At 35.4% G+C, this 13,078-nt stretch carries 11 protein-coding genes; 8 read left to right on the top strand and 3 right to left on the bottom strand.

Features of this window, described 5'->3' with window-relative positions:
• Positions 1-50 precede the first annotated feature (50 nt).
• The 7 genes from ABJ955_RS02050 to ABJ955_RS02020 all read left to right on the top strand — a co-directional run bounded on the left by ABJ955_RS02050 (position 51) and on the right by ABJ955_RS02020 (position 7,376).
• Entirely contained in the window at positions 51-422 is a 372-nt protein-coding gene (locus ABJ955_RS02050; protein WP_347372940.1) for a curli assembly protein CsgF, read from the top strand.
• Between the two features lie 6 nt (positions 423-428).
• The gene (locus tag ABJ955_RS02045; RefSeq protein WP_347372939.1) at positions 429-1,841 is read left to right on the top strand and encodes a CsgG/HfaB family protein; all 1,413 of its coding nucleotides are present in this window, start codon (positions 429-431) and stop codon (positions 1,839-1,841) included.
• Between the two features lie 7 nt (positions 1,842-1,848).
• The gene (locus tag ABJ955_RS02040) at positions 1,849-3,348 is read left to right on the top strand and encodes a carboxypeptidase regulatory-like domain-containing protein (protein ID WP_347372938.1); all 1,500 of its coding nucleotides are present in this window, start codon (positions 1,849-1,851) and stop codon (positions 3,346-3,348) included.
• 83 nt (positions 3,349-3,431) lie between these two features.
• Complete coding sequence (locus ABJ955_RS02035; protein WP_347372937.1) at positions 3,432-4,610, top strand: AIR synthase related protein; 1,179 nt, start codon at positions 3,432-3,434, stop codon at positions 4,608-4,610.
• Between the two features lie 71 nt (positions 4,611-4,681).
• Positions 4,682-5,758 carry a peptide chain release factor 1 gene (prfA, locus tag ABJ955_RS02030; protein WP_347372936.1) on the top strand — a complete coding sequence of 359 codons (1,077 nt, stop codon included), beginning with the start codon at positions 4,682-4,684 and terminating at the stop codon, positions 5,756-5,758.
• Positions 5,759-5,785: 27 nt separating this feature from the next.
• On the top strand, positions 5,786-6,607 hold the full coding sequence (gene pyrF / locus ABJ955_RS02025) for an orotidine-5'-phosphate decarboxylase (protein ID WP_347372935.1): 822 nt from the start codon (positions 5,786-5,788) through the stop codon (positions 6,605-6,607).
• Positions 6,594-7,376 (top strand): helical backbone metal receptor, encoded by a 783-nt coding sequence (locus ABJ955_RS02020; RefSeq protein WP_347372934.1) that lies wholly within the window; start codon positions 6,594-6,596, stop codon positions 7,374-7,376. Before pyrF ends, ABJ955_RS02020 begins: the two co-directional genes overlap by 14 nt.
• Here the strand turns inward: ABJ955_RS02020 and ABJ955_RS02015 are convergent, their stop codons facing one another.
• From ABJ955_RS02015 to ABJ955_RS02005, 3 genes are all read right to left on the bottom strand, one after another.
• Complete coding sequence (locus ABJ955_RS02015; protein ID WP_347372933.1) at positions 7,377-7,553, bottom strand: Lacal_2735 family protein; 177 nt, start codon at positions 7,551-7,553, stop codon at positions 7,377-7,379.
• A gap of 123 nt (positions 7,554-7,676) precedes the next feature.
• Positions 7,677-8,387: a DUF4197 domain-containing protein gene (locus ABJ955_RS02010; RefSeq protein WP_347372932.1), complete on the bottom strand. Its 711-nt coding sequence runs from the start codon at positions 8,385-8,387 to the stop codon at positions 7,677-7,679.
• A gap of 79 nt (positions 8,388-8,466) precedes the next feature.
• Positions 8,467-9,405, bottom strand: a complete 939-nt coding sequence (locus tag ABJ955_RS02005; RefSeq protein ID WP_347372931.1) for a T9SS type A sorting domain-containing protein — start codon at positions 9,403-9,405, stop codon at positions 8,467-8,469.
• A 164-nt stretch (positions 9,406-9,569) separates the two neighbouring features.
• Here ABJ955_RS02005 and ABJ955_RS02000 point away from each other — a divergent pair, with 164 nt between their 5' ends.
• The gene (locus ABJ955_RS02000) at positions 9,570-12,995 is read left to right on the top strand and encodes a methylmalonyl-CoA mutase family protein (protein ID WP_347372930.1); all 3,426 of its coding nucleotides are present in this window, start codon (positions 9,570-9,572) and stop codon (positions 12,993-12,995) included.
• Positions 12,996-13,078: the final 83 nt, after the last annotated feature.

The following is a 13,078-nucleotide window of genomic DNA, read 5'->3' as shown; positions in this document are numbered from 1 at the left end:
CTGAAATCAATTATTAAAAAAAAGAAAATTAAAAATTAAATTACTGCCAAATGAAACCTATTATTACGCTTGTTTTTTTGATAGCTTCCTCCTACGGCTTTGCGCAACAATTAGTTTATACCCCTATAAATCCGGCGTTTGGAGGTGATCCTTTTAATTATACATGGTTGTTGAACTCTGCGAATGCACAAAACTCTTTTGATGACTCTATAGGGCTTGCAGGATTTGAAGGATTAAATGATTTAAACAGTAATTTGGACAATCAATTTGGAAATCAATTTGGCCAAAACAATACACCTCCAATGGGCACATCTACCGAAGGGAATTTTGAATATGAGGTTTTTGAATCAACCGCGGGCTTGGTAATAAATGTTTTGAACATAGTTACTGGAGAAGCAAGCCAGATTATCATTCCAAACTAAAAAATCATGAAAAAAAATACACTTACAAAACTATGTATTGTATTTACCTCCTTTCTATTGGTGAGTTGTGGTGCTTACTTTAATCAACCTGTAGGGAACCAAGAAGCTCGTATAGGTGAAACAACAAAACAGACCAAAAAACTACACACCCTACCAGATCCAGGAGAGCCTATAATTGCAGGTGTCTATAATTTTAAGGACCAAACAGGTCAATATAAAAGTATTGAGGCAGGAAGTACTTTTAGTACCGCAATAACACAGGGCGCCACTACCATTCTTATTAAAGCATTGCAAGATTCTAAGTGGTTTAGACCCATTGAAAGAGAAAATCTAAACAATTTGCTAAACGAACGGAACATAATTAGAAGTACGCGCGAAGAATACAAAAAAGCAGATGACAACAGCCCAACAAGACTTACCCCGCTTTTATTTGCAGGGATTTTACTGGAAGGTGGCGTAGTTTCGTATGACTCTAATATTATGACAGGGGGAGCAGGAGCACGTTATTTTGGGGTTGGGGGATCTACTCAATATAGACAGGATAGAATAACAGTATACTTAAGAGCAGTATCAACATCTACAGGCGAGGTATTAAAAACGGTATACGTTTCAAAAACAATCTTATCGCAGGCTGTCGATATTAGTTTGTTTCGTTATGTAAATTTTGAACGTTTGCTTGAAGTTGAAACAGGGTTTACAAAAAATGAACCTGCGCAGATGGCAGTTCAAGAAGCAATCGAAAAATCTGTAGAAGTGCTTATTTTGGAAGGAATAAAGGATAAACTTTGGTCTACAAAAGAAGGTGAAGAAAAAAATAAAGAAGTGGTTGACGCATATTTATTTGAAAAGAAAGTTGAAGAGTCTACAGGTCTTTATGAAAGAAAATATCTGAAAAATGATTTTAGAAATACGGCTAATATAAATTTTGGGATGGCTTTGGTTGATGGAGATTATACTACGGGAATATTGGATTATAAGATAGGGCTGGGCTATAAATACAGAATACTACCGGAGTTAAGTGTGGGCTCTGATTTTCAATTATTTAGACTTAATTCAACACCAAAAACAAACCACTGGTGGGTTAGTGAAACCTTTAAGGTTGAGTATAATATGTTGCCTAATGACAAGCTTTCTCCACTTTTTTATGTAGGTCCAGGGATCTTGCTCTTTGCAGATGATAGCCCACTGCTATATTTACAACGATGGAATAGCTTCTTTAATTTAAAATTGGGAGCAGGACTTGAATATGATGTTTCTAATAGAGTTTCTTTTGAATTGAATGGAGAATGGAATGTCACCTTTTCAGATAAAATTGACAATTTACTTCACGGGAGAAGAGACGATTACTATTACACTTTTAGTCTTGGTCTAAATTATCATTTTGGACCAGTAAATTCAAAATTTAAAACTAATCAATAAACAAATAATGATGAAAGGGAATTTAACATATATAAAGTTGCTAAGTGTTTTCTTGATTCTTTTGGTTTCTTGTAATGAAGATAGAATTAACGAAAACGATTTTGGTATCATTCAAGGTAAAGTTGTTGCGGAAGGAACAAATGCCCCTTTAGAAAATGTAAGGGTGTCAACCAGCCCTGTTACAAGTACTGTTTTTTCAGATGATAAAGGAAAATTCAAAATTGAAAATGTGCCAGTAGGTGAATATTCAGTTGGAGTTCGTTTGGATGGCTATCTTGCTACTTTTATGCCAGCTACCGTTGTAACAAATGAAGCTGTGAATGTTATCTTTGAAATGCAGATTTCAACAGCAAATAATCGACCGCCAACAGCTCCAGAATTAACTAAGCCTGCTGAAAATGAAGTTTTAGAAAGCATAGAGGCAATCTTTGAGTGGAGTTCCACCGATCCTGAGGAAGACCCTATAACCTATTCTTTGGAGTTGAGAAATGATCAAAATGAAGACGTATTACTGTTTGACGATATTACAGAACCCACATTCGCATATTCAGAGTTACTGCTTGGAGCACAATACTTTTGGCAAGTATCTGCCAAAGATGAGTATAATCCAGCAGTTTTAAGCCCTGTAGGTACATTTAGTGTGATAAATGCACCTGTAGAAAACAGGTTCTTATTTGTTAGAAATATAAATGGAAATAACGTTGTTTTTTCTGCAGATAAAGATGGAAACGAATTTCAGCTTACCTCTGAAAACAAAAATAGTTATAGGCCGAGAAGAAGTGTTTCTGCCAATAGAATAGCGTATTTACAGACCACAGGGGCGCAGGTTGATATTTACACTATGAAACGCGATGGAACGGATAAAGTAAAGGTAACATCAAACGTTAAGCCGAATGGCTTTAACTTAAATGAGATAAATATAGCTTGGCCAAAAACCAGCGATAGAATCTACTTTCCAAACTTAGATAAATTATATAGAATACGCTCTAGTGGTCAAGGACTTCAACTTGTATATCAAACACCCGATGGTTCTATGATTTCGGAAATTGCTGTAAGTGAAAACAATGATTTAATAGTTTTAAAAACGAATAATTTAGATGGATATGATGTTTCGATTTTTACAATTCGTTTTAATGGAACGGTAATCGATACCTTAATATCGGGACTGCCAGGAGCTGCAAGCGGTTTGGATTTATCTGTTACAAATGGTAAAATTATTTATTCATACGATACTTCAGGGTTTCAAAGTTCAGATTATAGAAGGTTAGATTCTAAAATATTTATGTATGATATTAATACAGGAGAGCCACCAGTAGTTATTTCCGCTGAAAAGCCAAACGGAACTAATGATTTGGAACCAATATTTGCGCCCAATGAAGCTTTTGTTATTTTTACCAACACTTCTAACGACGGTATTTCCCAAAAGGATGTCTATACATTAGAGATTGGAGAAAATGAAACAAGAGAGTTGCTTTACTCGAATGCCTTTATGCCTGATTGGGAATAACCAAAATAAATTTCAAAACCTTGAAAGCCCACCTTTGTGGGCTTTTTTTTAATCCGTACTTTTGCAACCATAATAATAGTATAATGAGCAAAGAGATTTCAAAACGGTATGCCCAACGAGGCGTTTCAGCAGGTAAGGAAGATGTGCATAATGCAATCAAGAATGTAGATAAAGGTATTTTTCCAAAGGCATTCTGTAAAGTTGTTCCAGATTATCTAACAAACGATGATGATTATTGTTTGATTATGCATGCGGATGGGGCAGGTACAAAATCTTCTTTGGCCTATACGTATTGGAAAGAGACTGGCGACATATCTGTTTGGAAAGGCATTGCACAAGATGCTTTGGTGATGAATATTGACGACCTTCTTTGTGTTGGTGCAGTAGATAATATTATGCTATCTTCAACAATTGGACGAAATAAAAGCCTTATAACAGGTGAAGTTATTTCTGCAATTATAAATGGAACAGAGGAGTTAATTGCGGAGATGAAAGCATTTGGCGTAACCATTCACGCAACGGGTGGTGAAACGGCTGATGTTGGGGATTTGGTGCGTACTATAATTGTAGATTCTACAGTTACTGCGCGGATAAAACGAAAGGATGTTATTGATAACGCAAATATTAAACCTGGCGATGTTATTGTTGGCTTGGCTTCCTTTGGGCAAGCTACTTATGAAAAAGAATATAACGGAGGCATGGGGAGCAATGGGCTTACTTCTGCAAGGCATGATGTTTTTGAAAAACAGTTAGCAACTAAATACCCAGAAAGTTTTGACGCTGCAGTTCCAGAAGAATTGGTTTATTCTGGTTCAAAAAAATTACAGGATGCGGTTGCGGACAGCCCTTTAGATGCAGGGAAACTAGTACTTTCGCCAACCCGAACCTATGCGCCTATTATTAAAGAAATTTTATCTCAATTTACCAACGAACAAATTCACGGAATGGTGCATTGTAGTGGTGGAGCACAAACAAAAATTCTTCACTTTGTAGAAAACCTTCATATTATTAAGGACAACTTATTTGAAGCACCTCCGTTATTTAAACTTATCCAAGCTGAAAGTAAAACAGAATGGAAGGAAATGTATCAAGTGTTTAATATGGGGCATAGAATGGAGCTTTATGTGCCTGAAGAAATTGCTGAAACCATTATTAAAATTTCAAATTCATTTAATGTGGATGCTCAAATTGTTGGTAGGGTTGAAACTTCAAAAACAAAAAAGCTTACAATTAAATCTGAGTTCGGAGAATTCCATTATTAATCGACGATCGTTTTTGTAGCTAAAATAGTTCGATTAAAAAATTGTAAATTTGCACCCATTATAAAATCTATATGTTAGAAAGGCTTCAAATAATAAAACAACGTTTTGACGAGGTGAGCGACCTTATTATTCAACCAGATATAATAAGCGACCAAAAACGTTATATTCAATTAAATAAAGAGTATAAAGACTTACGAGTTTTAATGGACAAGCGATCGGAGTTTTTAGAACTTACCGATAATATTACTGAGGCTGAAGAAATACTTTCGGATGGGAGCGATGCCGAAATGGTTGAAATGGCTAAGCTACAAATGGAAGAGGCAAAGACACGTTTGCCACAGTTGGAAGAAGAAATAAAGTTTTTATTAGTGCCCAAAGATCCTGAAGATGCTAAAAATGCGGTGATGGAGATTAGAGCAGGTACTGGGGGTGATGAAGCGAGTATTTTTGCAGGCGATCTTTATAGAATGTATACAAAATATTGTGAAGGAAAAGGTTGGAAAACAAACGTGATCGATTTAAACGAAGGAACAAGTGGAGGTTTTAAAGAAATACAGTTTGAAATTGAGGGAGATGATGTGTATGGAACCTTAAAATTTGAAGCAGGTGTGCACCGTGTACAACGCGTACCACAGACTGAAACCCAAGGGCGTGTACATACTAGTGCCGCAACTGTAATGGTTTTTCCTGAAGCGGAAGATTTTGATATTGAGATTAACCCCAAAGATGTTCGGGTAGACTTTTTCTGTTCTTCGGGGCCAGGTGGGCAGTCTGTAAATACAACTTACTCTGCAGTGCGATTAACGCACGTACCAACAGGATTGGTGGCACAATGTCAGGATCAAAAATCACAACATAAAAATAAAGACAAGGCCTTTAGAGTACTTCGCTCCAGATTATACGATCTTGAATTGGCGAAAAAGCAGGCTGAAGATGCGCTAAAACGTGGTTCTATGGTTACAAGTGGCGACCGTAGTGCAAAGATTAGAACGTATAATTATTCGCAAGGTCGTGTTACAGACCACCGTATCAATTTTACGTTATATAATCTTAGTAATATTATGAATGGGGATGTTCAAGAAATTATTGATGAACTTCAGTTAGTGAGTAATACGGAGAAACTGAAGGAAACAGGGGAAACATTTTAAATACCTACTCTTCTGAAATATTAGATTATGACTACAGAAAAATTGATTTCAGAAATTAAAAAGAAAAACTCTTTTCTTTGTGTTGGTCTTGATGTAGACCTTGATAAAATACCTAAATTTCTTTTAAAAGAAGAAGATCCTATTTTTTCTTTTAACAAAGCTATTATAGACGCTACGCATCAGTTTGCGGTAGCTTATAAGCCAAACACAGCATTTTATGAAGCTTATGGTATTTGTGGGTGGAAATCATTAGAGAAAACCATAAAATACTTAAACGAAAAATATCCAGAAGTTTTTACCATTGCTGATGCAAAACGGGGGGATATAGGAAATACGGCTTCTCGTTATGCTAAAGCTTTTTTTGATGACTTAGGGTTTGATTCGGTTACTGTTGCACCTTATATGGGCAAAGATTCTGTTGAACCTTTTCTTGCTTTTAAAGATAAACACACTATTTTACTTGCGTTAACGTCTAATGAAGGAGCATTCGATTTCCAAACACGACAAATTGATGGGCAGGAATTGTACAAGCAAGTTCTTGGTACTTCAAAACAATGGAAGCATAGTGAAAACTTAATGTATGTTGTTGGCGCTACAAAGGCTGAGTATTTTGCAGAGATTCGTAAAATTATTCCTGATCATTTTCTTTTGGTTCCAGGTATTGGGGCACAGGGCGGAAACTTAACGGATGTTTGTAGATACGGATTGACTAAAAATGTTGGATTGCTTGTAAATTCTTCACGAGGAATAATTTATGCTTCCAATGAAAAAGATTTTGCAGAAGCTTCAGCACGAGAAGCCAAAAATATTCAAGTTGAAATGAAAACCATACTTGATGGAATTCATTGATCAATTAAATAACGTAGTAACTCTTTCCAAAACACCTTCGCGTATAGTTTCATTAGTTCCATCTCAAACAGAATTATTGGTTGATCTTGGTTTGCGTGAAAATATTGTAGGTATAACAAAATTCTGCATCCATCCCTCTGATTTAAGGAATGAAAAAACTATGGTTGGAGGAACCAAAAAAGTTAATTTTAAAAAAATTAAAGCCCTTAAACCAGATTTAATTATTTGCAATAAAGAAGAGAACACGGAGACAATGGTTCGACAGCTAGAAATAATAGCGCCAGTCTGGGTTAGTGATGTTAATACTATTGCTGATTGTGTTGGTATGATTGAGAAGCTTGGGGAGGTGCTAAATGTTTTAGAAAAGGCATTGACTATAGTATCAAAAATAAAAAAGGAGTTAAAAGAATTTGAATTTTTTATTGAAGATAAACTTCCGAAGAAAATACTTTATTTGATTTGGAAAGATCCTTTTATGGCGGTAGGTAAACCTACGTTCATCGATGCGCTTTTGCATTTAAATAAATTTGAGAATAGTATTACGGATGAAGTTTCAAGGTATCCTGAAATTGATTTAGTATTATTTAATAAAGTAGATTTAATTTTACTTTCAACGGAGCCATATCCATTTAAGGAAAGCCATGTTTTAAATTTACAGGCCGAGGTGGGTACTAAAGTTTCCTTGGTAGATGGGGAATATTTTAGTTGGTATGGCACTCGATTAATTAAAGCGTTTGAATATTTTAAAACACTTCATACCGGACTTTAATTATTCCCTTTGTAATCTTGAAAGGTATTTGATTTCTTGAAATATTTTATCCGCTTGTTGATGCATTTTTTCACTCTTTACTTCATCTTTTAAAGCTGTTTCAAAGGATTTTTTCATTAAAAGACGGTATTTCTCTTTTAACTTTTCAATACGTGACTTTTTTCTAAACCAATTCATTACTATTGCTTTAAGTTACTTGTGCAAAAGTAATTTTCAAATAAAAAAGGGAGTATTAAAGTCAGGTTAATTGTATCATAAAAATATGCAAGTGATTTTCATTACTTTGGAGGAGGTGATTGATTAATCTTGTAAGGCAAAAACTTGGCGGAGTAAGGTAGTGGTACGGGCGGAAATATTAGTTCTAATATCTTTTTCCTCTATACTTATCATTTTATAAACACCTTCGAGCGCTTGCTTGGTAACGTAGTCTGTTAAGTCTGTGTTTACTTTAGTTACAAAAGGAACGGAATTGTATCTTGTAATTATATTACTCCATATTTTATCTGCTCCCACTTTAGAGAATGAATTTTTTATAACGGGGTTAAATTTTGAGTAAAGGGCGACATTGGTGCGTTGTTCTAAATAATTTGTTGCAGCATTATCAGGGCCGATAAGTATATTTTTTGCATCTGCAAAGGTTATATTTTTTACAGCATCTATGAATATAGGTGTCGCTTCTTTTACAGCATCTTCAGCTGCCCGATTTAATACCTTAAGGCCTTCATCTGCTAAGCTTCCTAAGCCAATATCTCTAAGGGTTTGATCTACTTTTTGTAATTCTTGTGGTAATAAAATTTTCACCAATTGATTTTTATAAAAACCATCTTGTTGCGTAAGCTTAGCAACCTGTTTATCGATTCCACGGTCTAGTGCTTGCTTTAAGCCATTTGCAATGGTTGTGTTGTCTATACCTATTCCTGTTTGTGGAAGTGTATTAACTACTTGTTGAAGTTCCGCACAGGAAATAAAAATAAAGAATGAACAGAATAGAAACGCTTTTTTAATCCACATAAGTTTAGTTTTTAGTTTTCAAATATAAAAAAGGCCCTTCAATGTTGAAGGGCCCTTTTGTAAAAATATTTAAAAATTCTTATTTAAGAACTTTAACAGTTTTTGAAGCATCTCCGATAGTTACTTTAACTAAGTAAGAACCAGAAGCAAGACCGCTCATGTTGATAGCTGGAGAAATTTTCCCAGGGTTTTCCTGAAGAACAACTTTTCCTAAGATATCGTATACAGTAACATTGTCTACAGAAGCTGCAGATTTGATATTTAAGATATCAGTAACTGGGTTAGGGTATACAGAGAATTTGTTTTCTGTAAAGTTATCAACTGCAAGGATATCACCTTTGAATAATACTACATCATCGATGTACATTTCGTTAGTGTTAGCAGCAGAATAGAAATCTAAACCAGCTAATTCAATAAATACTTGAGTTCCGAATTCAAATGGGTAGTCAATTACTACTTGAACATCATCGATAAACATATTCCAAGTTTGAGTGTCTAGGTTGTAGATACAGTCAACTTTAAACCACTGATCTTCTGGGTAGCTAAATGGTGCATCAAAGATAGTACAGTCAATTACGCCAGTAACTCCACCAGAACCACCTGAAGCTCCATCACAGTTAAAGTAAACGTTTCCTCCCATTAAAGCTTGAGTCCAAGCAGCGCCTTCAGGAGATAAAGCAGCTTGCATGTTGAAGTAACCTGATCTACCAGCTGGTATGTAAGCCATAAATTCGATTGAATAAATGCCGCTAATTGGTGCGTTTGGTACTAAAAGAATGATATCGCTTAATGTGTTATCTCCAATAAGTAAAGATTTAGATCCAGAGTTAGATTCGTTGTCAGTAACATCAGCGTCATCAGATCCACCGTCAACACCAGACCAGTTTCTCCAATCAGGAGACTGTGCTGAAATAGGACCTAAAGTATAAGATTCTAAATCATCTGATACGTCTACTTGCGCGTTAGATGAAAAGCTAAATGCACCTAATAAAAGTGCTAAAATGTAAAATTTTTTCATAATGTTAAGTTTTTAATTGTTTAATATTGATGCTGCAAGATACAAAAATATTATATTATTGCAACAAATTTGAAAAATATTTATACTATCATTATTGACCTAACATGCCAGTTTCGTTGTGTTTTAACTAAATTTGCATTTTAAAGAAATAAGTAAAACAGATTATGCAAGATATAAATCCTTACAAACCAAAATATAAAGTTCGTATTGTTACAGCAGCTTCACTTTTTGATGGTCATGATGCAGCTATCAATATTATGCGTCGAATCATACAATCTACTGGGGTTGAAGTAATACATTTAGGCCATGACCGAAGTGTTGAAGAAGTTGTAAATACTGCAATTCAGGAAGATGCAAATGCAATTGCACTTACTTCCTATCAAGGTGGGCATACAGAATACTTTAAGTATATGTACGATTTATTGAAAGAAAAAGGTGCCAGCCATATTAAAATATTTGGCGGCGGTGGCGGCGTAATACTTCCTTCTGAAATAAAAGAATTGATGGATTACGGCATCACTCGTATTTATGCACCCGATGATGGACGCGAAATGGGGCTTCAAGGAATGATTAATGATTTAGTAAAACAATCTGATTATGCCATTGGTGATAAATTAAATGGGGAAATAGATAGATTGCCTCAAAAGGAAATAGGGGCTATTGCAAGAATTATTTCAGCAGCTGAAAATTTTCCTGAAATTGCTAAAGAAACGCTGGATAAAATTCATAAAAAAAATAAAGAAATTACAACCCCTGTTTTAGGAATTACGGGAACAGGAGGTGCCGGAAAATCTTCGTTGGTAGATGAACTTGTCAGAAGATTTCTAATAGATTTCCCAGAAAAGACCATTGGTATTGTTTCTGTCGATCCTTCCAAAAGAAAAACGGGTGGAGCATTGTTAGGCGATCGTATTCGTATGAACGCCATTAATTCTCCGAGAGTTTATATGCGTAGTTTGGCGACACGCCAAAGTAATCTTGCTCTTTCAAAATATGTAGCAGAAGCTATTGAGGTATTAAAAGCTGCGGAATATGATTTAATTATTCTAGAAACTTCAGGGATTGGACAAAGCGATACCGAAATTTTAGAGCATAGCGATGTTTCATTATATGTAATGACGCCAGAATTTGGTGCTGCAACACAGTTAGAGAAAATCGATATGCTGGATTTTGCTGATTTGGTGGCAATAAACAAATTTGATAAACGCGGTTCGCTGGATGCGCTTCGTGATGTTAAAAAACAATACGTCCGCAACCATCATCTTTGGGATACTCCACAAGAAGATCTTCCGGTTTATGGAACAATCGCATCGCAATTCAATGACCCAGGGATGAATAAGCTGTACAAAGCAGTGATGAATGAAATTGTTGAAAAAACAAAAGTTGATTTGAAAAGTGATTTTCATGTATCAGAAGAAATGGAAGAAAAAATTTTTGTAATTCCCCCTTCCAGAACACGTTACCTTTCAGAAATTTCTGAAAGTAATAGAGCATATGATAAAAAAGCTACTGAGCAGTCTGAAGTTGCACAAAAACTTTATGGAATTTTTAAAGCGATGGAATCCATTTCTGGAAAAAAACCAGCGCTTGATAAAGCTGGAATTATTTCTAAATCTATTGTTAATTCAGAAGAAAATAAAAATTTATTAAAAATGCTTCTTGCTGAGTTTGATCGTGAAAAATTAAATTTAGATCCTTATAATTGGGAAATAATTACAGCTTGGGATGAAAAAGTTAATAAGTACAAAAACCCTATTTACACTTTTAAAGTTCGTGGCAAAGAACTAAATATCGAAACACATACCGAATCGCTTTCACACACCCAAATTCCAAAAGTTTCACTTCCTAAATATAAAGCATGGGGCGATATATTGAAATGGGAACTACAAGAGAATGTGCCTGGAGAGTTTCCATACACTTCAGGTCTTTATCCATTTAAGCGCACTGGGGAAGATCCTGCGCGTATGTTTGCAGGTGAAGGTGGGCCGGAACGTACAAACCGACGCTTTCATTATGTGAGTCTGGGCTTGCCAGCTAAGAGACTTTCTACTGCTTTTGATAGTGTTACCTTATACGGAAATGATCCCGATTATCGTCCAGATATTTATGGTAAAATAGGTAATGCCGGGGTTTCTATTTGTTGTCTTGACGATGCTAAAAAACTTTACTCAGGCTTTGATTTAAGTCACCCGTTAACTTCTGTGAGTATGACAATTAATGGTCCGGCGCCTATGTTGTTGGGCTTTTTTATGAATGCAGCAATCGATCAAAACTGTGAAAAATATATTATAGAAAATGGATTAGAAGCAGCGGTACAAGAAAAAATAAACCAGATATACAAAGAGAAAGGAATTGCGCGCCCAAAATACCAAGGGGAATTACCTGAATCTAACAATGGGCTTGGGTTAATGTTGCTGGGTGTAACGGGCGATTTGGTTTTAGATGCTGAAGTTTATAATAAAATTAAGGTTGAAACATTACAACAAGTTCGCGGGACAGTTCAAGCCGATATTTTAAAGGAGGATCAAGCCCAGAATACATGTATTTTTTCAACAGAGTTTGCACTTCGGTTGATGGGCGATGTACAAGAGTATTTCATAGAGAAGAAAGTTCGAAATTTTTATTCGGTGTCCATTAGTGGTTACCACATTGCTGAAGCAGGTGCAAACCCAATAACCCAGTTAGCTTTTACACTTTCTAATGGCTTCACTTATGTGGAATATTATTTAAGCCGTGGGATGGATATTAATGAATTTGGACCAAACCTTTCTTTTTTCTTTAGCAACGGAATTGATCCAGAATATGCGGTTATTGGAAGAGTAGCTCGAAAAATTTGGGCAAAAGCTTTAAAGGAAAAATACGGTGCAAACCCAAGAGCACAAATGTTGAAATATCATATTCAAACATCTGGGCGTTCACTTCACGCACAGGAAATCGATTTTAATGATATTCGTACAACCCTTCAAGCTTTGTATGCAATTTACGACAATTGTAATTCATTGCATACCAATGCGTATGATGAAGCAATTACAACACCTACCGAAGAAAGCGTACGTCGCGCAATGGCAATTCAGTTAATAATTAATAAGGAATTGGGGCTTGCTAAAAATGAAAATCCAATACAAGGTTCTTTTATTATTGAAGAATTAACGGATCTTGTTGAAGAAGCAGTTTTAAAAGAATTTGACAGTATTACGGAACGTGGCGGGGTATTGGGAGCAATGGAAACAATGTATCAGCGTAGCAAAATCCAAGAAGAGAGTCTTTATTATGAAACCTTGAAGCACAATGGAGATTTTCCAATTATTGGCGTAAATACATTTTTGAGCAGCAAAGGCTCACCAACGGTTCTTCCTGCAGAAGTTATTCGCGCTACCGAAGAAGAAAAGCAAGTTCAGATAGAAACACTCAATAACCTACATAAAATGTATGCTGATAAAGCAACTTCAGCGATTGAAAACGTAAAAACTGCCGCTATACATAACGACAATATGTTTGAAAAACTTATGGAAGCAACTAAAGTTTGTTCTTTGGGGCAGATTACAGAATCTCTTTTTGAAGTAGGCGGACAATACCGCAGAAATATGTAAGGATAAGTAAGGCTTTGCTTATAAAAAAAATTCAATTTTCCAGTTCTTGCGAATTGGGAAATTGAATTTTAAAAAATAATTAA

Origin of the sequence: Aequorivita sp. Q41 (assembly GCF_039831855.1) — a bacterium.
Lineage (GTDB): Bacteria > Bacteroidota > Bacteroidia > Flavobacteriales > Flavobacteriaceae > Aequorivita.
Note: the sequence above shows the minus strand (reverse complement) of the source record. Positions and strands in the feature narration are given on the sequence as shown.

Coding starts and splice junctions, on each gene's coding strand:
- ABJ955_RS02050 (WP_347372940.1), top strand. CDS start 51: ATGAAACCTATTATTACGCTTGTTTTTTTGATAGCTTCCTCCTACGGC.
- ABJ955_RS02045 (WP_347372939.1), top strand. CDS start 429: ATGAAAAAAAATACACTTACAAAACTATGTATTGTATTTACCTCCTTT.
- ABJ955_RS02035 (WP_347372937.1), top strand. CDS start 3,432: ATGAGCAAAGAGATTTCAAAACGGTATGCCCAACGAGGCGTTTCAGCA.
- prfA (WP_347372936.1), top strand. CDS start 4,682: ATGTTAGAAAGGCTTCAAATAATAAAACAACGTTTTGACGAGGTGAGC.
- ABJ955_RS02005 (WP_347372931.1), bottom strand. CDS start 9,405: ATGAAAAAATTTTACATTTTAGCACTTTTATTAGGTGCATTTAGCTTT.
- ABJ955_RS02040 (WP_347372938.1), top strand. CDS start 1,849: ATGATGAAAGGGAATTTAACATATATAAAGTTGCTAAGTGTTTTCTTG.
- ABJ955_RS02010 (WP_347372932.1), bottom strand. CDS start 8,387: ATGTGGATTAAAAAAGCGTTTCTATTCTGTTCATTCTTTATTTTTATT.
- ABJ955_RS02000 (WP_347372930.1), top strand. CDS start 9,570: ATGCAAGATATAAATCCTTACAAACCAAAATATAAAGTTCGTATTGTT.
- ABJ955_RS02020 (WP_347372934.1), top strand. CDS start 6,594: ATGGAATTCATTGATCAATTAAATAACGTAGTAACTCTTTCCAAAACA.
- pyrF (WP_347372935.1), top strand. CDS start 5,786: ATGACTACAGAAAAATTGATTTCAGAAATTAAAAAGAAAAACTCTTTT.
- ABJ955_RS02015 (WP_347372933.1), bottom strand. CDS start 7,553: ATGAATTGGTTTAGAAAAAAGTCACGTATTGAAAAGTTAAAAGAGAAA.